This is a genomic window from Enterobacter sp. BNK-13, assembly GCF_048685015.1.
Taxonomy (GTDB): Bacteria; Pseudomonadota; Gammaproteobacteria; order Enterobacterales; family Enterobacteriaceae; genus Enterobacter; species Enterobacter quasiroggenkampii.
In genome coordinates, this window is sequence record NZ_JBLQTP010000001.1 from 4318212 (window position 1) to 4342825 (window position 24614).

The following is a 24614-nucleotide window of genomic DNA, read 5'->3' on the forward strand; positions in this document are numbered from 1 at the left end:
CGCCGCTTACAAGCTTTTACTCTTTAATTACGCCTCGGGCGCGCAGCAATGCGGTCTTAAAATCTTCCTCATAATCTTTCTGAATACCAGGAATAACAGCATCTTTGGCGGAGTCGCGCATTTTAAGGTGGTAGATCAGGATGTCGTCAGAAAGGTCTGCCAGATCGCCGTCAAAACCTGACTCTTTCGCCAGTTTCTGTAAAAATTGCATCAGATTGAGTTCTGGCTCTTTTTGCCAGGCGGGCTGGAGGAGTTCAATAACTTCGTTCAGACGTTTACATTTCATGGTGGTGCTCCTTTCATTTAGAGTGACACGTTAGCAGGGTCAATCCCACAATAAAAGAGGCGATATTCGTGAATGTTAGCCAGGAAATCATCGGGGTCGTTCTGGCAGGCGGCAGAGCAACGCGAATGGGCGGTAAAGATAAGGGGCTTCAGCTTCTTAATGGAAAACCCTTGTGGCAGCATGTCGCCGATACGCTCGCCGGCCAGGTGACGACAATGGCCATCAGCGCGAACAGGCATATCGACATTTACCGGCAAAGCGGGTACGCCGTTTATCAGGATAGCCTTGAGAATTACCCGGGCCCGCTTGCCGGTATGCTTTCGGTCATGCAACAGTCGCATGGAGAGTGGTTTATTTTCTGCCCCTGCGATAACCCTTTTATTCCCTCCGATCTCGTCGAGCGTCTGTTCCTGCTTCGTGGTACAGCACCTGTGGTTTGGGTACATGACGGCGAGCGTGACCATCCTGCTATCGCGTTGATGCATCGATCGCTAGTGCCTGCTCTGCAGAGCTATCTGGCTGCGGGAGAGCGCAGGGTGATGGTCTTCATGCGTGAGTCTGGCGGCCATTCCGTTGATTTTAGCGATGTGAAATCAGCGTTTGTGAACGTGAATACGCATGAAGATTTGCAGATGATGCAGGAGAAAAAATGATACCTCTTTTAGCCATTTCCGCATGGAGTGGGACCGGGAAAACCACGCTGCTGAAAAAGCTGATACCCGCGCTGTGTGCCAGAGGCCTTCGTCCTGGATTGATTAAGCATAGTCATCACAACATGGATATCGATACGCCAGGAAAAGACAGCTATGAGCTGCGTAAGGCCGGAGCAGCACAAACGATGGTAGCAAGTCCTCAGCGCTGGGCGTTAATGACAGAAACGCCGGATGAGGCCCCGCTGGATCTCGCTTATCTGGTCAGTCGGATGGATCATTCCACCCTGGATCTGGTGCTGATTGAGGGATTTAAGCATGAGGCAGTACCTAAGATCCTGCTGTTCAGAAGCGATGCCGGACATGATTTCAGCGAGTTAACGCTGGATGAGCATGTGATTGCGGTGGCCAGTGATGTGGTATTGCCAATTGAGGTTCCGGTGCTGGACTTAAATGATGTGGATGGGATTGCGGGCTTTATTGTGACGTGGAGTGCGGTCTGACGTGCCGGGTGGTGGCTTTGCCTTACCCGGCCTGCCGTTTTTTTGGCGTATAAACGCAAAAAGGCCATCCTTTCGGATGGCCTCTTCACTTGTTTGATGCCTGGCAGTTCCCTACTCTCACATGGGGAGACCCCACACTACCATCGGCGCTACGGCGTTTCACTTCTGAGTTCGGCATGGGGTCAGGTGGGACCACCGCGCTAAAGCCGCCAGGCAAATTCTGTTTAATCTGTATCAGGGTGAAAATCGTGTCTGTCTCTTCGCCAAAACATCTTCGGCGTTGTAAGGTTAAGCCTCACGGTTCATTAGTATCGGTTAGCTCAACGCATCGCTGCGCTTACACACCCGACCTATCAACGTCATCGTCTTTAACGTTCCTTCAGGAGACTTAAAGTCTCAGGGAGAACTCATCTCGGGGCAAGTTTCGTGCTTAGATGCTTTCAGCACTTATCTTTTCCGCATTTAGCTACCGGGCAGTGCCATTGGCATGACAACCCGAACACCAGTGATGCGTCCACTCCGGTCCTCTCGTACTAGGAGCAGCCCCCCTCAATTCTCCAGCGCCCACGGCAGATAGGGACCGAACTGTCTCACGACGTTCTAAACCCAGCTCGCGTACCACTTTAAATGGCGAACAGCCATACCCTTGGGACCTACTTCAGCCCCAGGATGTGATGAGCCGACATCGAGGTGCCAAACACCGCCGTCGATATGAACTCTTGGGCGGTATCAGCCTGTTATCCCCGGAGTACCTTTTATCCGTTGAGCGATGGCCCTTCCATTCAGAACCACCGGATCACTATGACCTGCTTTCGCACCTGCTCGAGCCGTCACTCTCGCAGTCAAGCTAGCTTATGCCATTGCACTAACCTCCTGATGTCCGACCAGGATTAGCTAACCTTCGTGCTCCTCCGTTACTCTTTGGGAGGAGACCGCCCCAGTCAAACTACCCACCAGACACTGTCCGCAACCCGGATTACGGGTCTACGTTAGAACACCAGCCATTAAAGGGTGGTATTTCAAGGACGGCTCCATGCAGACTGGCGTCCACACTTCAAAGCCTCCCACCTATCCTACACATCAAGGACCAGTGTTCAGTGTCAAGCTATAGTAAAGGTTCACGGGGTCTTTCCGTCTTGCCGCGGGTACACTGCATCTTCACAGCGAGTTCAATTTCACTGAGTCTCGGGTGGAGACAGCCTGGCCATCATTACGCCATTCGTGCAGGTCGGAACTTACCCGACAAGGAATTTCGCTACCTTAGGACCGTTATAGTTACGGCCGCCGTTTACCGGGGCTTCGATCAAGAGCTTCGCGTTGCCGCTAACCCCATCAATTAACCTTCCGGCACCGGGCAGGCGTCACACCGTATACGTCCACTTTCGTGTTTGCACAGTGCTGTGTTTTTAATAAACAGTTGCAGCCAGCTGGTATCTTCGACTGATTTCAGCTCCACCCGCAGGGGCTTCACCTACATATCAGCGTGCCTTCTCCCGAAGTTACGGCACCATTTTGCCTAGTTCCTTCACCCGAGTTCTCTCAAGCGCCTTGGTATTCTCTACCTGACCACCTGTGTCGGTTTGGGGTACGATTTAATGTTACCTGATGCTTAGAGGCTTTTCCTGGAAGCAGGGCATTTGTTACTTCAGCACCGTAGTGCCTCGTCATCACACCTCAGCGTTAAAAGGTACCGGATTTACCTGGAACCTCCGCCTACATGCTTAAACCGGGACAACCGTCGCCCGGCTAACATAGCCTTCTCCGTCCCCCCTTCGCAGTAACACCAAGTACAGGAATATTAACCTGTTTCCCATCGACTACGCCTTTCGGCCTCGCCTTAGGGGTCGACTCACCCTGCCCCGATTAACGTTGGACAGGAACCCTTGGTCTTCCGGCGAGCGGGCTTTTCACCCGCTTTATCGTTACTTATGTCAGCATTCGCACTTCTGATACCTCCAGCATGCCTCACAGCACACCTTCAACGGCTTACAGAACGCTCCCCTACCCAACAACACATAGTGTCGCTGCCGCAGCTTCGGTGCATGGTTTAGCCCCGTTACATCTTCCGCGCAGGCCGACTCGACCAGTGAGCTATTACGCTTTCTTTAAATGATGGCTGCTTCTAAGCCAACATCCTGGCTGTCTGTGCCTTCCCACATCGTTTCCCACTTAACCATGACTTTGGGACCTTAGCTGGCGGTCTGGGTTGTTTCCCTCTTCACGACGGACGTTAGCACCCGCCGTGTGTCTCCCGTGATAACATTCTTCGGTATTCGTAGTTTGCATCGGGTTGGTAAGCCGGGATGGCCCCCTAGCCGAAACAGTGCTCTACCCCCGAAGATGAGTTCACGAGGCGCTACCTAAATAGCTTTCGGGGAGAACCAGCTATCTCCCGGTTTGATTGGCCTTTCACCCCCAGCCACAAGTCATCCGCTAATTTTTCAACATTAGTCGGTTCGGTCCTCCAGTTAGTGTTACCCAACCTTCAACCTGCCCATGGCTAGATCACCGGGTTTCGGGTCTATACCCTGCAACTTAACGCCCAGTTAAGACTCGGTTTCCCTTCGGCTCCCCTATACGGTTAACCTTGCTACAGAATATAAGTCGCTGACCCATTATACAAAAGGTACGCAGTCACACCACGAAGGTGCTCCCACTGCTTGTACGTACACGGTTTCAGGTTCTTTTTCACTCCCCTCGCCGGGGTTCTTTTCGCCTTTCCCTCACGGTACTGGTTCACTATCGGTCAGTCAGGAGTATTTAGCCTTGGAGGATGGTCCCCCCATATTCAGACAGGATACCACGTGTCCCGCCCTACTCTTCGAGTTCACAACCTGTGTGCTTTCGTGTACGGGACTGTCACCCTGTACCGTGCGACTTTCCAGACGCTTCCACTAACACACAAGCTGATTCAGACTCTGGGCTGCTCCCCGTTCGCTCGCCGCTACTGGGGGAATCTCGGTTGATTTCTTTTCCTCGGGGTACTTAGATGTTTCAGTTCCCCCGGTTCGCCTCGTTAACCTATGTATTCAGTTAACGATAGTGCAACGAATTGCACTGGGTTTCCCCATTCGGACATCGCCGGGTCAAAGGTTCATATCACCTCGCCGGCGCTTTTCGCAGATTAGCACGTCCTTCATCGCCTCTGACTGCCAGGGCATCCACCGTGTACGCTTAGTCGCTTAACCTCACAACCCGAAGATGTTTCATCTTCTGATTGCGAAAATTTGAGAGACTCGAACACACCTTAAAGATGTGTCGTTTCAATTTTCAGCTTGATCCAGATTTTTAAAGAGCAAATATCTCAAACATGACTCGCAAGTCAGTTTTGAGATATGACGGCAGGTGACTTTCACTCACGAACCAGCAAGTGGCGTCCCCTAGGGGATTCGAACCCCTGTTACCGCCGTGAAAGGGCGGTGTCCTGGGCCTCTAGACGAAGGGGACACTGAAGTCTCAATCGCAAGACGCCTTGCTATTTACTTTTCATCAGACAATCTGTGTGAGCACTGCAAAGGCAGGTTCTTTAAGGTAAGGAGGTGATCCAACCGCAGGTTCCCCTACGGTTACCTTGTTACGACTTCACCCCAGTCATGAATCACAAAGTGGTAAGCGCCCTCCCGAAGGTTAAGCTACCTACTTCTTTTGCAACCCACTCCCATGGTGTGACGGGCGGTGTGTACAAGGCCCGGGAACGTATTCACCGTAGCATTCTGATCTACGATTACTAGCGATTCCGACTTCATGGAGTCGAGTTGCAGACTCCAATCCGGACTACGACGCACTTTATGAGGTCCGCTTGCTCTCGCGAGGTCGCTTCTCTTTGTATGCGCCATTGTAGCACGTGTGTAGCCCTACTCGTAAGGGCCATGATGACTTGACGTCATCCCCACCTTCCTCCAGTTTATCACTGGCAGTCTCCTTTGAGTTCCCGGCCTAACCGCTGGCAACAAAGGATAAGGGTTGCGCTCGTTGCGGGACTTAACCCAACATTTCACAACACGAGCTGACGACAGCCATGCAGCACCTGTCTCAGAGTTCCCGAAGGCACCAATCCATCTCTGGAAAGTTCTCTGGATGTCAAGAGTAGGTAAGGTTCTTCGCGTTGCATCGAATTAAACCACATGCTCCACCGCTTGTGCGGGCCCCCGTCAATTCATTTGAGTTTTAACCTTGCGGCCGTACTCCCCAGGCGGTCGACTTAACGCGTTAGCTCCGGAAGCCACGCCTCAAGGGCACAACCTCCAAGTCGACATCGTTTACGGCGTGGACTACCAGGGTATCTAATCCTGTTTGCTCCCCACGCTTTCGCACCTGAGCGTCAGTCTTTGTCCAGGGGGCCGCCTTCGCCACCGGTATTCCTCCAGATCTCTACGCATTTCACCGCTACACCTGGAATTCTACCCCCCTCTACAAGACTCTAGCCTGCCAGTTTCGAATGCAGTTCCCAGGTTGAGCCCGGGGATTTCACATCCGACTTGACAGACCGCCTGCGTGCGCTTTACGCCCAGTAATTCCGATTAACGCTTGCACCCTCCGTATTACCGCGGCTGCTGGCACGGAGTTAGCCGGTGCTTCTTCTGCGGGTAACGTCAATCGATGAGGTTATTAACCTCACCGCCTTCCTCCCCGCTGAAAGTACTTTACAACCCGAAGGCCTTCTTCATACACGCGGCATGGCTGCATCAGGCTTGCGCCCATTGTGCAATATTCCCCACTGCTGCCTCCCGTAGGAGTCTGGACCGTGTCTCAGTTCCAGTGTGGCTGGTCATCCTCTCAGACCAGCTAGGGATCGTCGCCTAGGTGAGCCGTTACCCCACCTACTAGCTAATCCCATCTGGGCACATCTGATGGCAAGAGGCCCGAAGGTCCCCCTCTTTGGTCTTGCGACATTATGCGGTATTAGCTACCGTTTCCAGTAGTTATCCCCCTCCATCAGGCAGTTTCCCAGACATTACTCACCCGTCCGCCGCTCGCCGGCAAAGTAGCAAGCTACTTTCCGCTGCCGCTCGACTTGCATGTGTTAGGCCTGCCGCCAGCGTTCAATCTGAGCCATGATCAAACTCTTCAATTTAAGTTTGATGCTCGTGAATTAAACTTCGTAATGAATTACGTATGTTCACTCAGAGACTTGGTATTCATTTTTCGTCCGAGGACGTTAAGAATCCATGTCACTTTGAGTGCCCACACAGATTGTCTGATAAATTGTTAAAGAGCAGTGCCGCTTCGTTTTCGCTGCGGCGCGGGGTGTGCATATTACGCTTTCCCGCTTCAGAGTCAAGCGTTTATTTTCGCTTATCTCTGCTGACCCGGCGGCGTGTGTGCCGTTGTTCCGTGTCAGTGGAGGCGCATTATAGGGAGTTATTCCGGCGTGACAAGAGGAAATTTAAAAAAAGTTTCTATCCGTGTTTTTTTTCACCAGCAGCGGTGAAATCAAGCTACAAATTGTTCTATTTGATGTATCTGCAACCACAATCACATTCGAGGTGGCATAATTATCAGCATGAATCTTTAAGGAATAAAAGCGATGCCATTAAGCGCACAACAGCTGGCCGCCCAAAAAAACCTGTCGTATGTGCTGGCAGAAAAGCTGGCGCAGCGAATTTTAGCGGGTAAATATGCCCCGGGTAGCATCCTGCCGGGTGAAATGGAGCTGGGTGAGCAGTTTGGGGTGAGCCGTACCGCGGTTCGCGAGGCGGTGAAAACCCTGACGGCTAAAGGTATGGTGCTTCCACGCCCGCGTATTGGCACGCGCGTGATGCCACAGAGTAACTGGAATTTTCTCGATCAGGAGCTGCTCTCCTGGTGGATGACGGAAGATAACTTTCATCAGGTTGTCGATCACTTTCTGGTGATGCGCAGCAGTCTTGAACCTCAGGCATGTCTGCTTGCCGCCACGCTTGGCACGGCAGAGCAAAAAGCGCAGCTTAACGCATTGATGGAAGAGATGGTGTTTCTGAAAAAACACTTCAACCGCGAACGCTGGGTTGAAGTCGATATGGCCTGGCATGAACATATCTATATGATGAGCGCCAATCCGTTCCTCACCTCGTTTGCCTCATTATTCCATTCGGTGTATCACACCTACTTTACCTCTATTACACAAAACGACGTGGTAAAACTGGAATTGCATCAGGCGATAGTAGATGCCATTCAGGAAAGCGACGGGCAGCGAGCCCTGAGTGCGTGCCAAGCATTACTGGCTGCGCCAACCCACCAGCAGGTAAATAAATGACAAAGAAAAAAGCGCGCAGCATGGCCGGATTGCCGTGGATTGCAGCCATGGCGTTTTTTATGCAGGCACTGGATGCCACCATCCTCAACACCGCGCTTCCCGCTATTGCGCAAAGCCTTAACCGCTCCCCGCTGGCGATGCAGTCCGCCATCATCAGCTACACCCTGACGGTCGCAATGTTAATTCCGGTTAGCGGCTGGCTGGCCGACCGCTTCGGTACCCGCAGAGTTTTCATGCTGGCCGTAACACTCTTTACGCTCGGTTCGCTGGCCTGTGCGCTCTCCTCGTCCTTAACGGAACTGGTTATCTTCCGCGTATTACAGGGCATTGGCGGCGCGATGATGATGCCCGTGGCGCGCCTTGCCTTATTACGAGCCTACCCTCGAAGCGAACTGCTTCCCGTGCTTAACTTCGTCACCATGCCGGGACTGGTCGGCCCGATACTTGGCCCGGTACTCGGTGGCGTGTTTGTCACCTGGGCAAGCTGGCACTGGATCTTCCTGATTAATATTCCGATTGGCGTTGCGGGGCTGCTGTATGCCCGCAAATATATGCCGAACTTCACCACGCCAAGACGCAGCTTCGACATGGGGGGATTTTTCCTGTTTGGCCTGAGCCTGGTGCTTTTCTCCAGCGGGATGGAGCTGTTTGGCGAGAAGATCGTCGCGACATGGATGGCGCTCTCCGTTATCCTCGCCGGGATTCTGCTGTTCCTTCTTTATATACGTCACGCGCGCCGTCACCCGACGCCGTTAATCTCTCTTGGGCTCTTCAACACCCGAACCTTTTCCGTCGGGATCGCGGGAAACATTGCCTCGCGTCTGGGAACCGGCTGCGTACCGTTCCTGATGCCACTGATGCTGCAGGTCGGTTTCGGCTATCCGGCCCTGATTGCCGGCTGCATGATGGCCCCTACGGCGATGGGCTCGATTCTGGCAAAATCGACCGTGACGCAGGTGCTACGCTGGTTTGGCTATCGCAAGACGCTGGTTGGCGTGACGGTCTTTATTGGCCTGATGATTGCGCAGTTCTCGCTGCAGTCCGCCTCGCTTCCCGTCTGGATGCTGATACTGCCGCTGTTTGTGCTGGGCATGGCGATGTCGACGCAGTTCACATCAATGAACACCATCACTCTTGCGGATCTGACCGACGAGAACGCCAGTAGCGGCAACAGCGTGCTGGCAGTCACCCAGCAGTTGTCGATCAGTTTAGGGGTGGCCGTGAGCGCGGCGGTACTGCGGTTTTATGAAGGTTTCGACAGCGCGAACACCGTCGAGCAGTTCCACTATACCTTTATCACCATGGGCGCACTCACCGTCGTTTCAGCGCTGGTCTTTATGCTGTTAAAACCGAAAGATGGCCGTAACCTGATAAAAGAACGCCATAAGGCGAAAGCTAAACCGAACCCCGTTCCATCAGAACAGGAGTAAGCTGCAGGCGTTGCTGCTGCAGCGTGGGCTGAGCCATTCGGTGGATCAACACATCGATGGCCAGCTCGCCCAGCTCATCTTTTGGCTGATGGATGGTGGTGAGCGGCGGCGTCATATAGCTGGCCAGCTCAATATCATCGTAGCCGATTACCGCCATATCGTCGGGAACACGCAAACCGGCCTGATATAACGCCTGATAGGCGCCAAACGCCATGGCGTCGTTGCCGATAAACACCGCCTGCGGACGCTGCGGCTGCGCCAGCAGCGTCTGCATCGCTTCAAAACCACCGTGAAACTCAAAATCACCGGTAATACGGTACCCTTCCGGCACCGAAAGGCCCGCCCGCGCCATCGCGGCGAGATACCCTTCCAGTCGCAAACGCGCCGGGGTTTTGTCCAGCGGACCGGTAATACAGGCGATGCGGGTATAGCCTTTATCGATTAGATACTGGGTGGCCATATCGCCCCCCAGCAGAGAGTTATCCTGAATAAGATCGCTGGTGCCGTCGAACGGCGCCCAGTCCATCATCACCGTGGGAATGGAGGGGTAGCGCTGGATAATCTCTTTCGAGGGCTGGTGCGTTTCGGTACACAGCAGCAGTAGCCCGTCGACGCGTTTTTGCATCAGCGTTTCCAGGTTACGGTTCATGCGCTGCTCGTCCCCTTCGGTATTGCACAGCACCAGGCTGTAGCCACGCTCGAAGCAGCTGCGCTCCACGCCGCGAACCAGCTCAGAATAAAAGGGATTGGTACTGGCAGTGATCAGCATACCGATCGTACGCGTCTGGTTGAGCTTAAGGCTGCGCGCCAGCGCAGACGGCGCATAGTTGAGATCTTTTACTGCCGCTTCGACTTTTTCCCGAATCGCCTCGCTGACGAAGCGATCGTTATTAATGACGTGAGACACCGTCGAGGTAGAAACGCCCGCCAGGCGAGCGACATCTTTCATTGTGGCCAAGCGTTACCCCTGCTGACTTAAGAATTCATCGATCTCTTTACGCCACGGAACGGAAGGCTGAGCGCCCTTGCGCGTCACCGCAATCGCGGCAGCCGCATGCGCGAAGCGGATCGCATCATCCATACTCTTGCCTTCCAGCAGCGCGGTCACCAGTGCACCATTGAAGGTATCTCCCGCTGCAATGGTATCAATCGCCTTCACCTTAAAGCCCGGCACGCGACGGCCTTCACCGTTTACGCTTGCCCATACCCCACGGCTGCCCAGGGTGATGATCACCGTTCCGATGCCTTTGTCGTGCAGCGCACGCGCGGCTCGCGCGGCATCGTCATCGTTTTCAACGCGAATGCCCGTCAGCTTTTCGGCTTCGGTTTCGTTCGGCGTGATGATGTCCACCAGCGCCAGCAGCTCGTCAGATAATACACGGGCAGGGGCCGGATTAAGTACGACAGTGGTATGATTTTCATGCGCAATGTTCGCCGCGGCCAGCACGCTTTCAACCGGTGACTCCAGCTGCATGAGCAGGGCTTCCGCTCCGGCGATGATTGCACGTTGCGCTTCTACGCGCTCCGTCGTCAGCGCTGCGTTAGCGCCAGCATGAATACCGATGACATTCTCACCTTCTGCGTTGACGAAAATCAGCGCCACGCCGGTAGACTCTCCTGCAACAACGCTGACCGGTGCGATATCAATGTTGTCGCTTGCCAGCTGCTTGCGTACGCGCTCACCGGTATCGTCATCGCCCGTGCAGGCGATAAACGCAATATTCGCTCCGCTGCGGCCAGCGGCAACGGCCTGGTTTGCCCCTTTACCGCCAAAAGCGACCTGATACTGGCTACCCGTGACGGTTTCGCCCGGTGCAGGGAACGATTCAAGGTTAAGAATGTGATCGGCATTGATACTGCCAAGGACGACGAGGTTGCCTGCGGTTTTCATGGTTGGGTTGTCCATCTGAGAGCGCCACCGGTGTTACCCGGTGGCGTATGCCACACTTTTCTTTATTGGTGTCCCTCAGGCCGCCAGTGACGACCTGATTCGCCTTTTACTGCTTGATAACCAGCTTCAGGTCAACAGGGTATTTAGCCTGAACTTTTTCGCCCTTCAGCACTTTGTCGGCAGTTTCAACGCCAGTGGCGCCAATCTGCTCAGGCAGCTGAGCGATGGTCGCAGCCAGTTTGCCATCGTTTACTGCTTTTTCACCATCCGGCGTGCCGTCAAATCCGACAACCATCACATCAGATTTACCTGCAGTCTGCAGGGCACGCAGCGCGCCCAGCGCCATTTCATCGTTCTGCGCGAAGACCGCCTGTACGTCAGGATGTGCGGTCAGCAGGTTCTGCATGACGTTCAGACCTTTAGTACGGTCGAAGTCCGCAGGCTGGCTGGCCAGTACGTTGAATTTATGCGCTGCAACCGCCTGCTGGAAGCCTTCGCCACGCTCGCGGGCAGCAGACGTACCGGCAATCCCCTGCAGCTCGATAACTTTCGCGCCTTCGCCGGCTTTCTTCGCAATGTAGTCACCCGCGATTTTGCCGCCCAGCACGTTGTCAGACGCGATATGGCTCACCACGTCGCCTTTGGTTGCCTGACGGTCCAGGGTGATCACCGGAATTTTCGCCTGGTTTGCCATCTTCACGGCGTTGCCTACGGCATCAGAATCGGTTGGGTTGATCAGCAGAATTTTGGTGCCACGAACGGTTAAGTCCTGAACGTTAGCCAGCTCTTTCGCCGGGTTGTTCTGTGAATCCAGTACCACCAGGTTGTAGCCCAGTTTATCCGCTTCTTTCTGCGCACCGTCCTTCAGGGAGACGAAGAACGGGTTGTTAAGCGTAGAGACAACCAGCGCGATGGTATCTTTCGCCATGGCGTTAGCACTTACGGTTGCGCTCAGCGCGACAGCGGAAACCAGGGTAGCCAGTTTTTTCATGTTCATATCTAAGATGTCCTGTAGTGTCGTCAGTTACTGTTTTTTGTTGTCTACCAGTACCGCCAGCAAAATCACCACTGCCTTAACGATCATCTGGTAATAGGAGGAAACACCTAACAAATTCAAACCATTATTCAGGAAACCGAGAATCAGTGCGCCGATCAATGTCCCAACAATGCGACCTTTACCGCCCGCCAGACTCGTACCGCCCAGAACCACTGCTGCAATGGCATCCAGCTCATACCCCGTACCCGCCGTCGGCTGCGCGGAAGAGAGGCGCGCCACTTCGATGATGCCCGCCAGTGACGCCAGCAGACCGCACAGGGAATACACGATGACTTTGACTTTATTAACGCTAATCCCGGACAGGCGCGTTGCCGCTTCGTTACCGCCCAGCGCATAGATGTAACGACCCAGACGGGTATGGTGCAGCATGTACCACGCCGCCAGGAAGACGATAGCCATGATCCAGACCGGGGTCGGGACGCCCAGTGGGCGACCGATACCGAACCAGCCAAACAGATCGGCGTTATCGGTGAAGCCAGTATTGACCGGGCTGCCGTTGGTATAAACCATGGTCACCCCGCGCAGCAGCAGCATCATCACCAGGGTTGCGATGAACGCCTGAACGCGGCCTTTTGCCACAATCACGCCGGTGACGGCGCCAATCGCCGCGCCTGCCGCCAGGGCCGCGGCCACGGCCACCAGCGCGTTAACTTCAATCCCGACAAGCGAAGCGGCGATCGCGCCGGTGAGGGCCAGCAGGGAACCGACGGACAGATCGATCCCTGAGGTCAAAATCACCAGCGTCATGCCGACCGCCATAATGGCGTTCACCGACGTCTGCTGCAGAATGTTGAACAGGTTATTTACGGTGAAGAAATTCGGGCTCATGGTCGACACAATCGCGATCAGCACCAGCAGGGCAATCAGCGATTTTTGCTCCATCAGCCACGCCTTTGTGAAATAGCGGCGACCAGAAACAGCCTGGGTAGTCATCTTCTTACTCCTGATTCACGCGATTAAGCTTGCCCACAGCGGCAGCCATCAGAACTTCCTGGGTGGCCTGCTCGCGAGTGAATTCACCGCCGAGATGCCCTTCATGCATGACGATAATACGATCGCTCATGCCTAATACTTCTGGCATCTCGGAAGAGACCAGAATGATGCTCAGACCGTCGGCCTTGAACTGGTTAATCAGCTGATAGATCTCTTTTTTCGCCCCCACGTCCACGCCGCGGGTTGGCTCGTCGAGGATCAACACTTTCGGGCGCGTCATCAGCCCGCGCGCAATCGCCACTTTCTGCTGATTCCCGCCGGACAACAAGCCAATCGCCTGCTCCATCGACGGGGTTTTAACGTTAAAGAGACGGATGAAATCGCTGACCGCCTGCTGCTCGTCTTTATGCTTCAGGCTGCCGCCGCTGTGGCTGAAATAGCGCAGCGCAGTCAAGGACATGTTCTCTTTTACCGACATGCCCAGCACTAAGCCGTCGCGTTTGCGGTCTTCGGAGATATAGACGATGCCGTTCGCCAGACCATCCTGCGGGGAGCGGGTGACCACTTCATGGCCGTCGAGGGTGACATAACCGCTGGTGCGCGGCAGTGCGCCGTACAACACTTTCATCAGCTCGGTACGTCCCGCGCCCATCAGGCCCGCCACGCCCAGGATCTCGCCCTGGCGCAGGGTAAAGGTGACGTCGTTCACACCCGGACCGCAGAGGTTGTCCACCTTCAGGCGGATCTCACCCGGCGCTTTATCCAGATGCGGGTACTGATCTTCCAGCTTACGTCCTACCATCATTTCGATGAGCGTATCTTCGGTCAGCGTGGCCACTTCGCGCTCAGCAATAAACTGCCCGTCGCGGAAGACGGTGACGTCATCGCAGATTTCAAAGATCTCTTTCATACGGTGAGAGATATAGACAATCCCGCGCCCCTGCGATTTCAGCTCGCGGATAACGCGGAACAGGGATTCGGTTTCGGTATCGGTCAGGGCGTCGGTCGGTTCATCCATAATGATGACCTTCGACTCAAAGCTCAGCACCTTCGCGATTTCCACCATCTGCTGATCGCCGATGGAGAGATCGCCGACCAACCGATCGCTCTTAAAGCGCAGGTTCAGCTTCGCCAGCAGCTTGTCGGCTTCGGAATACATGGTTTTCCAGTCGATCTTGCCGAAGCGGTTCACGAACTCACGGCCGAGGAAGATGTTCTCCGCAATGGTGAGCTGTGGGATCAGGTTCAACTCCTGGTGAATAATGCCGATGCCCGCTTCCTGAGAGGATTTCGGGCCGTTAAAGGTGGTCTCTTTACCCAGCCAGAGGAGCGAACCGGCATCGCGTTGATAGATACCGGTCAGCACTTTCATCATGGTGGATTTGCCGGCGCCGTTTTCACCCACCAGCGCCATTACGCGCCCGGGGTAGACATTCAGCGCCGCGCCGGAGAGGGCTTTTACGCCCGGGAACGACTTATCGATCCCTTTGAGTTGCAGTAATGCGTCCATGATGGCCTCAGAAGGTGACGCCAGCACAGAGAATGATATTCGCATACGGGGAACACTCCCCGCTGCGAATCACCGCCTGACTGTCTGCGGTTTGTTGTTTGAATTGTTCGTGCGTTGTGTAACGAATTTCGATGGTGTTTCCCTGGTGTTGTTGCAGCTGCTCAAGATGGCTGAGCAACGTTTCGTGGAGTTGCGGATTATGTTGTTTGATTTCCGCCGCGAGAATGGCCGCCTCAACCTGCATCTCCGCGGTCACCACGTCCAGTACCTGCATAAACGAAGGTACGCCCTGCGTTAACGCCATATCGATACGGGTTGTGCTGCGCGGAACCGGTAAGCCTGCATCGCAAACCACCAGCGTATCGGTATGCCCAAGACGGGAAATAACCGATGAGATTTCTGAGTTGAGTACAGTGCCTTTCTTCATTTTCTTGCTCCACTAGCGAAACGTTTCGCTAAAAGAAGTGTAGCCTCAGAAATGTTCAGAAAACCACCATGACGTAACAGATTTGTGATCGACGTCGAAACGTTTCGCTAAGTGAAATATTGATGGGAGAAATTGCCCGCCAGCGCTTCGCTTGCACGGGCCTACGGGTTTGGTAGGCCGGGTAAGCGCAGCGCCACCCGGCATTTTCGAAAGGACTTAAATCTCGACCTGCGTACCCAGCTCTATCACGCGGTTAGGCGGGATCTCAAACTGGTCAGGCGCGCGCAGGGCGTTACGCTGCAGGATCAGGTACAGCTTGCCGCGCAGGCGCAAATACCACGGGCGCTTGCCGATGATCAGCGACTCGTGAGACATAAAGAACGACGTCTCCATCATCCGGCAGCTCAGCCCTTCCAGACCACAGCGGTGGAACACCTCTTCCACGTTTGGCGTTTCACGCCAGCCGTAGCTCGCCACCACACGCCAGAATGTCGGAGAGAGCTGCTCGATTTGCACGCGACGCACGTTATGAACGTAAGGCGCATCTTCGGTGCGCAGCGTCAGCAGGATCACGCGCTCGTGCAGCACTTTGTTGTGCTTGAGGTTATGCATCAGCGCGAACGGGATGACGTTCAGGGCGCGAGACATGTACACCGCAGTGCCCGGCACGCGGACCGGCGGGGATTTCTCCAGAGAAGCGATCATCGCCTCCAGAGAATTCCCGTGCTCATGCATGCGCCGCAGCAGGCGGAAACGCTCGCTTTTCCAGGTTGTCATGACGATGAACATCACCAGACCCAGCGTCAGCGGCAGCCAGCCGCCGGAGACAATCTTGTCGAGGTTCGCGGAGAACAGCGGCACGTCAATACACAGGAAGCCCACCAGAATCATCGCCACGAGGAATTTATTCCAGTGCCAGTTTCGGTACGCCACCGTAGTGGAGAGAAGCGATGTCAGCACCATCGTACCGGTTACTGCAATACCGTACGCCGCCGCCAGGTTGCTGGAGTGCTCGAAGCTGACGATAACAATCACAACCGCGAAATAGAGCAGCCAGTTAACGAACGGGATGTAGATCTGGCCCGACTCCATCTCTGAAGTATGGATGATGCGCATCGGCGAGAGATACCCCAGACGCACGGCCTGGCGCGTCAGAGAAAACACGCCGGATATCACCGCCTGAGAGGCAATGATGGTCGCCAGCGTCGCCAGGATCAGCATCGGCACCAGCGCCCAGTCAGGCGCCAGCAGGAAGAACGGGTTCTTTATCGCTTCCGGATTTTTGAGCAACAGCGCGCCCTGGCCAAAGTAGTTCAGCACCAGCGACGGCAGCACCACAATAAACCAGGCCACGCGGATAGGCAGTTTCCCGAAGTGACCCATGTCAGCATACAGCGCTTCAACGCCGGTAATGGAGAGCACGACCGCCCCCAGCGCCACGAAGGAAACCACTTTGTATTCGAGGAAGAAATGCACGGCCCAGTAGGGGTTCAGCGCATGCAGCACTTCCGGGTTAGCAAAAATGCTGCGCAAGCCAAGCGCGGCCAGGATCAGGAACCAGGCCAGCATAATTGGTGCAAACAGTTTACCCACCAGCCCGGTACCGTGCTTCTGGATCACAAACAGCAGCGTCAGCACGATTATGGCCAGCGGGACCACCCACGTATCAAGCTGCGGCGCAATGATCTCCAGCCCCTCTATCGCCGAGAGGACCGAAATCGCGGGCGTGATAACCACCTCGCCATAGAAGAAGCTGCCGCCAATCAGGCCGATAATCACCAGCACGGAGGTCATTCTGGCAGAGGTGTTGCGCCCTGCAAGGGACATCAGGGTCAGGATACCGCCTTCGCCCGCGTTATCAGCGCGCATAACGAAGGAGAGATATTTAACAGAAACCACCAGGATCAGCAGCCAGAAGATGAGGGACAGGAAGCCAAATACGGCATCGCGCTCAACACCAAAGCCAAACTGGCCGGACAGACATTCACGAAGCGTATAAAGCGGGCTGGTGCCAATATCACCGTAGACAACCCCGATCGCCGCAAGCGTTATTGCGGGTAATGATTGCTTATTATCAGTGCTCATAGACTAGTCTTTTCGTTTGAATAACAAATGTGTTCCTGGTCCCTTGGCCCACAAAAAGCGCACAGTATGCACGATTCAATGCAAAATCGTACCCCTAAATGCAACCGCATTAATGTAGCGCAAAGAAAATTGCGCCGCACTTCAGTCTATTACCAGCCCTGACTGAAACGTCTATACTCGCTTCAATTGGCCGCCACGACGGCGAAAGGATGCAAAACTATTATGGCTCACTCACATTTATTAGCAGAAAGAATTTCCCGCCTCAGCAGCGCGCTGGAGAAAGGCCTTTTCGAGCGTAGCCACGCCATTCGCCTCTGTTTACTGGCGGCGCTGAGCGGTGAAAGCGTGTTTCTGCTAGGGCCGCCGGGCATCGCCAAAAGCCTGATTGCCCGCAGGCTCAAGTTTGCTTTTCAGAACGCCCGCGCGTTTGAATACCTAATGACCCGCTTTTCCACCCCGGAAGAGGTGTTTGGCCCCCTTTCCATTCAGGCGCTGAAAGATGAAGGGCGCTACGAGCGTTTGACGGCGGGGTATCTGCCTGAGGCAGAAATTGTCTTTCTTGATGAGATCTGGAAAGCGGGACCGGCCATTCTGAACACCCTGCTCACGGCGATAAACGAACGTCGGTTCCGTAACGGCGCCAGTGAAGAGAAAATCCCGATGCGCCTGCTGGTGGCCGCCTCTAACGAACTACCCGAAGCCGACAGCAGCCTGGAAGCGCTGTATGACCGTATGCTCATCCGCCTGTGGCTGGACAAAGTACAGGACAAGTCTAACTTCCGCTCCATGCTGATCAGCCAGCAGGATGAAAGTGAAAACCCGGTATCCGCTTCGCTGCAGGTGACGGATGAAGAGTATTACCAGTGGCAGCAGGATATTGGCAAAATCACATTGCCGGACGCGGTATTCGAGCTGATCTATCTGCTGCGTCAGCAGCTTGATCACCTTCCTTCTGCGCCCTATGTCTCCGATCGCCGCTGGAAAAAAGCGATCCGCCTCCTGCAGGCCAGCGCCCTGTTTAGCGGCCGCGATGCTGTTGCCCCCATCGATCTGATCCTGCTGAAAGATTGCCTCTGGCACGACGCGGAAGGCATGAATCTGATGCAGCAGCAGCTTGACGTTTTGATGACCGGACACGCCTGGGGACAGCAGGCGATGCTCAACCAGCTGGGGGCGATTGCCCAGCGGCGCATCCAGCTTCAGCAGCAGCAAAGTGATAAAACCGCGCTGAAAGTGAATCGCCTGGGGGGGATGTTCGCCCGCAAACCGCACTATGAATTACCCGCCGAACTCACCAGCCCGACGCTGACCCTGCTGCTCCAGCAGCCGCTCAAGCTGCATGATATGCAGGTGGTGCACGTGACGATTGAGCGCGAAGCGCTGGCGCAGTGGCTGGATAAGGGCGGAGAGATCCGCGGAAAGCTCAACGGCATCGGTTTCGCGCAGCCGCTGAATATGGAAGTCGACAGCAGCCAGCACCTGGTGATCCGCGACGTCAGCCTGCAGGGCTCGCGTCTCGCGCTTCCGGGAACCGCCTCTGACAGCGTTCCCGAAGAGATTAAGCAGCAGCTGGACGCGCTGGATACCGAATGGCATCAGCAGCACACCCGCTTTAGCGAGCAGCAAAAATGCCTCTTTATTCATAGCGACTGGTTAGGTCGCATTGAAGCCAGCCTGCAGGACGTCAGCGCGCAGATTAAACAGGCGCGTCAATGCTAACTCTGGATACGCTTAACGTCATGCTGGCCGTCAGCGAGGAAGGGTTGATCGAAGAAGTGGTCATAACCCTTCTGGCTTCGCCGCAGCTGGCCGCCTTTTTTGAAAAATTTCCGAAGCTCAAAAAGGCGATGACGGACGATCTTCCACGCTGGCGCGAAAATTTGCGTCAGCGTTTCAGGGAGACCGAAGTTCCGCCTGAGTTAACGGAAGAGGTGGCCTGCTATCAGCAGTGCCAGCGGCTCTCCACGCCGCAGTTTATCGTCCAGCTTCCGCAAACCCTGACGTTGCTCGACAAGGTCCACTCCCCGTTTGCCAGCCAGGCCCGGGGGCTGGTCACGGACAACGCCACGTTCACTCCCGCACTGCACACCCTCTTTTTACAGCGCTGGCGTCTCAGCCTGGTGGTGCAGGCCACGACCCTAAACCAGCAGCTGCTGGATGAAGAGCGCGAACAGCTGCTCAGTGAAGTTCAGGAACGCATGACCTTAAGCGGCCAGCTTGAGCAGGTGCTGGTGGAAAATGAGAACGCGGCAGGGCGTCTCTGGGATATGAGCGCCGGCCAGCTCCGGCGCGGGGACTATCAGCTGATCGTCAAATACGGCGATTTTCTGACGCAGCAGCCCGAGTTGATGAAGCTTGCAGAACAGCTGGGTCGCTCAAGGGAGGCGAAGTCAGTTCCAAAGAAAGACGCCCCGATGGAAACCTTCCGCACCCTGGTGCGTGAGCCGGCCACCGTTCCGGAGCAGGTCGACGGGCTCCAGCAGAGCGATGATATTCTGCGTCTGCTGCCCACGGAGCTGAGCACGCTGGGGATGACCGAGCTGGAGTATGAGTTTTACCGTCGGCTGGTGGAAAAACAGCTCCTCACCTACCGGCTGCACGGCGAAGCCTGGCGCGAGAAAATCAGCCAGCGGCCGGTCGTTCATCAGGATTTTGATGAACAGCCGCGCGGACCCTTCATCGTTTGCGTGGATACATCCGGATCGATGGGTGGGTTTAACGAGCAGTGTGCAAAAGCATTCTGTCTGGCGCTGATGCGCGTGGCGCTCGCCGATCGCCGTCGCTGCTTCATCATGCTGTTCTCCAGCGAAGTCGTAGGCTATGAGCTGACGAACCAGCAGGGGATCGAGCAGGCAATCCGCTTCCTGAGCCAACGTTTTCGCGGCGGCACCGATCTGGCCAGCTGTTTTCGCAGCATCGTTGAGCGGATGCAGGGCGGCGACTGGTACGACGCTGACGCGGTGGTGATTTCCGATTTTATCGCCCAGCGGCTGCCGGATGACGTGATAAATAAAGTGAAGGAATTACAGCGTGTGCATCAGCACCGTTTTCATGCGGTAGCGATGTCCGCCCATGGAAAACCCGGCATCATGCGCATCTTCGATCATATCTGGCGCTTTGATACCGGGTTGCGTAGCCGCCTGCTCAGACGCTGGCAGCGTTAATTACAGAAGAGAGCCGACGCTTTCGCGAACCTGCTGCGGCCAGACGCCACACTGAACCTGACCAATATGGGGCAGCTGAAGCAGCAGCATGGTCAGACGGGACTGGCCGATACCGCCGCCAATCGTCTGCGGCATCTCCCCACGCAGCAGCGCCTGGTGCCACTCCAGTTTGAGACGATCTTCATCACCGGTCACCGCCAGCTGGCGCTTCAGCGCGTCAGCATCCACGCGGATCCCCATTGAAGAAAGCTCGAATGCGTCTTCCAGTACCGGGTTCCAGACCAGAATATCGCCGTTCAGACCGGCAAATTCACCCTCACCGGTGGTGCTCCAGTCATCATAATCCGGCGCACGAACGTCATGGCGCTTACCGTCAGACAGCTTGCCGCCGATCCCAATCAGGAACACCGCACCCAGCTCTTTAGCAATCGCGCGCTCGCGGCTTTTGGCATCCAGATCCGGGAAACGGGTCAGCAATTCCTGGCTGTGCACAAAGTGGATCGATTCCGGCAGGAACGGTGCCAGACCAAACTCTTTGCTTACGGCCGCTTCGGTTGCTTTTATCCCAGCGTAGATCGCCTCAACGGTGGATTTCAGCGTGCCGACGTGACGCTCGCCATCACCCATCACGCGCTCCCAGTCCCACTGGTCAACGTAAACGGAATGAATCGGAGAAAGGCGGTCTTCATCGGGGCGAAGGGCTTTCATGTGCGTGTAGAGCCCTTCGCCCGCGCTGAAGTCGTGTTGTCCCAGGGTCTGACGCTTCCATTTCGCCAGTGAATGAACCACTTCGAACTGAGCATCTGGCAGTGTTTTCACTTTCACCTGTACCGCTTTTTCGCATCCAGAGAGGTTATCCTGCGTCCCGTCACCCACGCGGCTGAGGATCGGCGCCTGGACTTCAATCAGCCCAAGCTTCTCTTCCAGCTGGCGGGAAAAATGGGATTTTACGAAACTGATCTGGCGTTGTTTTGCGATGTAAGCGGTTTTCATTATTTATACTCCTGCGTCCTGTTGATATTGATTAAGCAACAGAAATGGCACCTTATTCAATAACCCATCAACAAAAAGCCACCTTCACTTTTGATTCGATAAAATAAGGCGCTAGAATAGAGTGATTCATTAATCTTCATAAGAAAAAGCTATGGAAAATTATCAGATCGACAATCTCGACCGCGGCATTCTGGAGGCGTTAATGGCCAATGCCCGTACCGCCTACGCCGAACTGGCGAAACAGTTTGGCGTCAGCCCGGGAACCATTCACGTTCGCGTAGAGAAGATGAAGCAGGCAGGGATCATTACCGGTGCTCGCATTGACGTCAGCCCGAAGCAGCTGGGTTACGACGTCTGCTGCTTCATCGGCATCATTCTTAAAAGCGCCAAAGACTACCCTTCCGCCCTGGCGAAACTGAACGCGCTGGATGAAGTCACCGAGGCGTACTACACCACCGGGCACTACAGCATCTTTATTAAAGTCATGTGCCGATCCATCGACGCGCTCCAGCAGGTACTTATCAACAAGATCCAAACAATCGATGAAATTCAGTCCACCGAAACCCTGATCTCCCTGCAAAACCCGATCATGCGTACCATCCGCCCGTGATCGGGCAAATCCATTCCCACATTTTCCACAGGTAGATCCCAGCTCGTTCACAGCGTACAATGGCCGTCTCTTTATCTGGGCGAGCGATCAATGGCGGACATTACCCTTATCAGCGGCAGCACCCTGGGTGGTGCAGAATACGTAGCGGAACATCTGGCTGAAAAGCTGGAAGAGGCGGGCTTTTCCACGGAAACCCTGCACGGCCCGTTGCTGGAAGATCTCCCGACTGACGGGGTCTGGCTGCTGATCACCTCCACGCACGGCGCGGGCGATCTGCCGGATAACCTGCAACCTTTATATGACGAACTGCTGGAACAGCAGCCCGATCTGTCAAACGTCCGTTTTGGCGCAGTAGGGATCGGCAGTCGTGAATATGACACTTTTTGCGGGGCAATAGAGAAAGTCGAAGCCGCTGTGACCTCCTGCGGAGCAAAACAGCTGGGTGAAACACTCAAGATCAACATCCTCGATCATGACATTCCGGAGGATCCAGCCGAGATCTGGCTCGCGGAATGGAAAAATTTACTCAAAAACGATTAAAGATCGCGCGAACAGATGTGGATAACTCAGGGTAAAAGCTCGTATTAACCCGTAGTTATCCAAAGAACAACCGTAGAGTCGTTTTTGGCCTGTGTATAAAGTCGCGATCTGATCCCAGCTTATACGGTCCAGGATCACCGATCATTCACAGCAAACGATCCTTTCTAACTGCATGATCTTCTTTATGAGATCGGACTTATCCACATGGGTTCGCGATCCTAATAAGAGATCACAATAGAACAGATCTCTAAATAAAAAGATCTTCTTTTTAATAGCCCAGGATCCCAATGCTTTCTCGAAAGACTAAAGTTGAGTAGAATCCACGGCCCGGGCTTCAATCCATTTTCATACCGCTTTACGCGAGGCAGACCACCATGTTTTATCAGGATCCTTTTGACGTCATCATCATTGGCGGGGGTCACGCAGGCACTGAGGCCGCAATGGCCGCAGCGCGAATGGGTCAGCAGACCCTGCTTTTGACACACAATATCGACACGCTGGGACAAATGTCCTGTAATCCGGCGATTGGCGGCATTGGGAAAGGACACCTGGTAAAAGAAGTGGATGCACTTGGCGGCCTGATGGCGAAAGCGATCGATCATGCCGGCATCCAGTTTAGGATACTAAACGCGAGCAAAGGGCCTGCTGTTCGAGCGACCCGTGCACAGGCAGACCGCGTACTTTACCGTCAGGCTGTACGTACCGCGCTGGAGAACCAGCCGAACCTGATGATCTTCCAGCAGGCGGTCGAAGATCTTATCGTTGAGAACGATCGCGTCGTAGGCGCGGTGACCCAGATGGGCCTCAAATTCCGCGCCAAAGCCGTGGTGTTGACCGTGGGGACATTCCTGGACGGTAAAATTCATATCGGCCTGGATAACTACAGCGGTGGTCGTGCTGGCGATCCGCCGTCTATTCCCTTGTCTCGCCGTCTGCGCGAACTGCCGCTGCGCGTTAGCCGCCTGAAAACTGGTACGCCGCCGCGTATTGATGCGCGTACCATTGATTTCAGCGTGCTGGCGCAACAGCATGGTGATAACCCAATGCCGGTCTTCTCGTTTATGGGCAATGCGGCACAGCATCCGCAGCAGGTGCCGTGCTATATCACGCATACCAACGAGAAAACCCACGACGTGATCCGCAATAACCTCGATCGCAGCCCGATGTACGCCGGCGTGATCGAAGGGATCGGTCCGCGCTACTGCCCGTCGATCGAAGACAAAGTGATGCGCTTCGCCGATCGCAACCAGCACCAGATCTTCCTGGAGCCGGAAGGGCTGACCTCAAACGAAATTTACCCGAACGGCATCTCCACCAGCCTGCCGTTCGACGTGCAGATGCAAATTGTTCGCTCAATGCAGGGTATGGAGAACGCAAAAATCGTTCGCCCTGGCTACGCTATTGAGTACGATTTCTTCGATCCGCGTGACCTGAAGCCGACCCTGGAGAGCAAATTCATCCACGGTCTGTTCTTCGCGGGTCAGATTAACGGCACCACCGGCTATGAAGAAGCGGCTGCACAGGGCCTGCTTGCCGGCCTGAACGCTGCGCGCTTCTCTGCCGAGAAAGAAGGCTGGGCACCCGGCCGTTCTCAGGCGTACCTGGGCGTGCTGGTTGACGATCTCTGCACGCTGGGTACCAAAGAACCGTACCGTATGTTTACCTCTCGCGCAGAATATCGCCTGATGCTGCGTGAAGATAACGCCGACCTTCGTCTGACCGAAATGGGCCGCGAGCTCGGTCTGGTCGATGACGAACGCTGGGCGCGCTTCAACGAGAAGCTGGAGCGCATTGAACAGGAACGTCAGCGTCTGAAAACCACTTGGGTGAATCCGCAGGCGGAAACCGCTGCTGAAGTAAACGCTCACTTAACCGCGCCGCTGTCGCGCGAGGCCAGCGGTGAAGATTTGCTGCGCCGTCCTGAAGTCACCTACGAGAACCTGGTCAAACTGACCGCGTTCGCGCCGGGCCTGGAAGATGCTGAAGCGGCGGAGCAGGTTGAGATCCAGGTTAAGTACGAAGGTTACATCGCGCGTCAGCAGGATGAGATCGAAAAACAGCAGCGTAACGAAAACACGCTGCTGCCGGAAATGCTGGACTACCGCCAGGTGACGGGCCTTTCCAACGAAGTGATCGCTAAGCTGAACGATCACAAACCGGTATCGATCGGCCAGGCGTCCCGCATCTCGGGCGTGACTCCAGCGGCGATTTCGATCCTGCTGGTGTGGCTGAAAAAGCAGGGCATGCTGCGCCGTAGCGCGTAATTGACATTGCTTTTGGCGGGTGGCGCTTCGCTTACC

General features: G+C 55.1%; 18 protein-coding genes, 1 tRNA gene and 3 rRNA genes. 9 read left to right on the plus strand and 13 right to left on the minus strand.

Annotated elements, in window-relative coordinates; all coding sequences use genetic code 11:
* Nucleotides 1-16: 16 nt before the first annotated feature.
* Nucleotides 17-286 carry a YihD family protein gene (locus ACMGGQ_RS20815; protein ID WP_008501866.1) on the minus strand — a complete coding sequence of 90 codons (270 nt, stop codon included), beginning with the start codon at nucleotides 284-286 and terminating at the stop codon, nucleotides 17-19.
* Nucleotides 287-354: 68 nt separating this feature from the next.
* On the opposite strand from ACMGGQ_RS20815, the gene mobA reads away from it, so the two are divergent.
* Nucleotides 355-939 carry a molybdenum cofactor guanylyltransferase MobA gene (gene mobA, locus ACMGGQ_RS20820; protein ID WP_167215517.1) on the plus strand — a complete coding sequence of 195 codons (585 nt, stop codon included), beginning with the start codon at nucleotides 355-357 and terminating at the stop codon, nucleotides 937-939.
* Nucleotides 936-1439, plus strand: coding sequence for a molybdopterin-guanine dinucleotide biosynthesis protein MobB (mobB, locus tag ACMGGQ_RS20825; RefSeq protein WP_420290456.1), 504 nt, complete (start codon nucleotides 936-938; stop codon nucleotides 1437-1439). Before mobA ends, mobB begins: the two co-directional genes overlap by 4 nt.
* Nucleotides 1440-1537: 98 nt before the next feature.
* On the opposite strand, the gene rrf is transcribed toward mobB, so the two are convergent.
* The 4 genes from rrf to ACMGGQ_RS20845 form a co-directional block, all read right to left on the minus strand.
* Nucleotides 1538-1653, minus strand: a 5S ribosomal RNA gene (rrf, locus tag ACMGGQ_RS20830).
* Between the two features lie 70 nt (nucleotides 1654-1723).
* Nucleotides 1724-4627 (minus strand): 23S ribosomal RNA (locus ACMGGQ_RS20835).
* Between the two features lie 183 nt (nucleotides 4628-4810).
* Nucleotides 4811-4886 (minus strand) — tRNA-Glu (locus ACMGGQ_RS20840).
* Nucleotides 4887-4971: 85 nt separating this feature from the next.
* Nucleotides 4972-6513, minus strand: a 16S ribosomal RNA gene (locus tag ACMGGQ_RS20845).
* The 16S, 23S and 5S rRNA genes sit together here with 1 tRNA gene alongside, the layout of an rRNA operon.
* A gap of 453 nt (nucleotides 6514-6966) precedes the next feature.
* On the opposite strand from ACMGGQ_RS20845, the gene ACMGGQ_RS20850 reads away from it, so the two are divergent.
* On the plus strand, nucleotides 6967-7674 hold the full coding sequence (locus ACMGGQ_RS20850; protein WP_024907901.1) for a FadR/GntR family transcriptional regulator: 708 nt from the start codon (nucleotides 6967-6969) through the stop codon (nucleotides 7672-7674).
* The gene (gene mdtD / locus ACMGGQ_RS20855) at nucleotides 7671-9104 is read left to right on the plus strand and encodes a multidrug transporter subunit MdtD (RefSeq protein WP_045909349.1); all 1434 of its coding nucleotides are present in this window, start codon (nucleotides 7671-7673) and stop codon (nucleotides 9102-9104) included. The genes ACMGGQ_RS20850 and mdtD overlap by 4 nt, the downstream gene beginning before the upstream one ends.
* Here mdtD and rbsR read toward each other — a convergent pair.
* The 7 genes from rbsR to kup form a co-directional block, all read right to left on the minus strand.
* The gene (rbsR, locus tag ACMGGQ_RS20860) at nucleotides 9070-10062 is read right to left on the minus strand and encodes a ribose operon transcriptional repressor RbsR (protein WP_074180468.1); all 993 of its coding nucleotides are present in this window, start codon (nucleotides 10060-10062) and stop codon (nucleotides 9070-9072) included. The genes mdtD and rbsR overlap by 35 nt on opposite strands.
* 3 nt (nucleotides 10063-10065) lie before the next feature.
* Nucleotides 10066-10995, minus strand: coding sequence for a ribokinase (gene rbsK / locus ACMGGQ_RS20865; protein WP_048030351.1), 930 nt, complete (start codon nucleotides 10993-10995; stop codon nucleotides 10066-10068).
* Nucleotides 10996-11101: 106 nt separating this feature from the next.
* Entirely contained in the window at nucleotides 11102-11992 is an 891-nt protein-coding gene (rbsB, locus tag ACMGGQ_RS20870) for a ribose ABC transporter substrate-binding protein RbsB (RefSeq protein ID WP_008503498.1), read from the minus strand.
* A gap of 27 nt (nucleotides 11993-12019) precedes the next feature.
* The gene (gene rbsC, locus ACMGGQ_RS20875) at nucleotides 12020-12985 is read right to left on the minus strand and encodes a ribose ABC transporter permease (RefSeq protein ID WP_021242657.1); all 966 of its coding nucleotides are present in this window, start codon (nucleotides 12983-12985) and stop codon (nucleotides 12020-12022) included.
* Between the two features lie 4 nt (nucleotides 12986-12989).
* Entirely contained in the window at nucleotides 12990-14495 is a 1506-nt protein-coding gene (gene rbsA / locus ACMGGQ_RS20880; protein ID WP_111967614.1) for a ribose ABC transporter ATP-binding protein RbsA, read from the minus strand.
* Between the two features lie 7 nt (nucleotides 14496-14502).
* Nucleotides 14503-14922, minus strand: a complete 420-nt coding sequence (rbsD, locus tag ACMGGQ_RS20885) for a D-ribose pyranase (protein WP_008503495.1) — start codon at nucleotides 14920-14922, stop codon at nucleotides 14503-14505.
* Nucleotides 14923-15138: 216 nt separating this feature from the next.
* Entirely contained in the window at nucleotides 15139-17007 is a 1869-nt protein-coding gene (gene kup, locus ACMGGQ_RS20890; protein WP_420290457.1) for a low affinity potassium transporter Kup, read from the minus strand.
* A 222-nt stretch (nucleotides 17008-17229) separates the two neighbouring features.
* On the opposite strand from kup, the gene ravA reads away from it, so the two are divergent.
* Together ravA and viaA are read left to right on the plus strand one after the other, a co-directional pair.
* On the plus strand, nucleotides 17230-18726 hold the full coding sequence (gene ravA / locus ACMGGQ_RS20895) for an ATPase RavA (protein ID WP_032675673.1): 1497 nt from the start codon (nucleotides 17230-17232) through the stop codon (nucleotides 18724-18726).
* Nucleotides 18720-20171: an ATPase RavA stimulator ViaA gene (gene viaA / locus ACMGGQ_RS20900; protein ID WP_032675674.1), complete on the plus strand. Its 1452-nt coding sequence runs from the start codon at nucleotides 18720-18722 to the stop codon at nucleotides 20169-20171. Before ravA ends, viaA begins: the two co-directional genes overlap by 7 nt.
* Here viaA and asnA read toward each other — a convergent pair whose 3' ends face one another.
* Nucleotides 20172-21164, minus strand: a complete 993-nt coding sequence (asnA, locus tag ACMGGQ_RS20905) for an aspartate--ammonia ligase (protein ID WP_420290458.1) — start codon at nucleotides 21162-21164, stop codon at nucleotides 20172-20174.
* Between the two features lie 151 nt (nucleotides 21165-21315).
* Here asnA and asnC point away from each other — a divergent pair, with 151 nt between their 5' ends.
* From asnC to mnmG, 3 genes are all read left to right on the plus strand, one after another.
* Nucleotides 21316-21774: a transcriptional regulator AsnC gene (asnC, locus tag ACMGGQ_RS20910; protein WP_008500198.1), complete on the plus strand. Its 459-nt coding sequence runs from the start codon at nucleotides 21316-21318 to the stop codon at nucleotides 21772-21774.
* A gap of 90 nt (nucleotides 21775-21864) precedes the next feature.
* Complete coding sequence (gene mioC / locus ACMGGQ_RS20915) at nucleotides 21865-22314, plus strand: FMN-binding protein MioC (RefSeq protein ID WP_008500197.1); 450 nt, start codon at nucleotides 21865-21867, stop codon at nucleotides 22312-22314.
* 374 nt (nucleotides 22315-22688) lie between these two features.
* Nucleotides 22689-24578, plus strand: coding sequence for a tRNA uridine-5-carboxymethylaminomethyl(34) synthesis enzyme MnmG (gene mnmG, locus ACMGGQ_RS20920; protein ID WP_014072433.1), 1890 nt, complete (start codon nucleotides 22689-22691; stop codon nucleotides 24576-24578).
* Nucleotides 24579-24614: the final 36 nt, after the last annotated feature.

Coding starts and splice junctions, on each gene's coding strand:
- ACMGGQ_RS20815 (WP_008501866.1), bottom strand. CDS start 286: ATGAAATGTAAACGTCTGAACGAAGTTATTGAACTCCTCCAGCCCGCC.
- mobB (WP_420290456.1), top strand. CDS start 936: ATGATACCTCTTTTAGCCATTTCCGCATGGAGTGGGACCGGGAAAACC.
- ACMGGQ_RS20850 (WP_024907901.1), top strand. CDS start 6,967: ATGCCATTAAGCGCACAACAGCTGGCCGCCCAAAAAAACCTGTCGTAT.
- mdtD (WP_045909349.1), top strand. CDS start 7,671: ATGACAAAGAAAAAAGCGCGCAGCATGGCCGGATTGCCGTGGATTGCA.
- rbsK (WP_048030351.1), bottom strand. CDS start 10,995: ATGAAAACCGCAGGCAACCTCGTCGTCCTTGGCAGTATCAATGCCGAT.
- rbsB (WP_008503498.1), bottom strand. CDS start 11,992: ATGAACATGAAAAAACTGGCTACCCTGGTTTCCGCTGTCGCGCTGAGC.
- rbsC (WP_021242657.1), bottom strand. CDS start 12,985: ATGACTACCCAGGCTGTTTCTGGTCGCCGCTATTTCACAAAGGCGTGG.
- rbsA (WP_111967614.1), bottom strand. CDS start 14,495: ATGGACGCATTACTGCAACTCAAAGGGATCGATAAGTCGTTCCCGGGC.
- rbsD (WP_008503495.1), bottom strand. CDS start 14,922: ATGAAGAAAGGCACTGTACTCAACTCAGAAATCTCATCGGTTATTTCC.
- kup (WP_420290457.1), bottom strand. CDS start 17,007: ATGAGCACTGATAATAAGCAATCATTACCCGCAATAACGCTTGCGGCG.
- ravA (WP_032675673.1), top strand. CDS start 17,230: ATGGCTCACTCACATTTATTAGCAGAAAGAATTTCCCGCCTCAGCAGC.
- viaA (WP_032675674.1), top strand. CDS start 18,720: ATGCTAACTCTGGATACGCTTAACGTCATGCTGGCCGTCAGCGAGGAA.
- asnA (WP_420290458.1), bottom strand. CDS start 21,164: ATGAAAACCGCTTACATCGCAAAACAACGCCAGATCAGTTTCGTAAAA.
- asnC (WP_008500198.1), top strand. CDS start 21,316: ATGGAAAATTATCAGATCGACAATCTCGACCGCGGCATTCTGGAGGCG.
- mioC (WP_008500197.1), top strand. CDS start 21,865: ATGGCGGACATTACCCTTATCAGCGGCAGCACCCTGGGTGGTGCAGAA.
- mnmG (WP_014072433.1), top strand. CDS start 22,689: ATGTTTTATCAGGATCCTTTTGACGTCATCATCATTGGCGGGGGTCAC.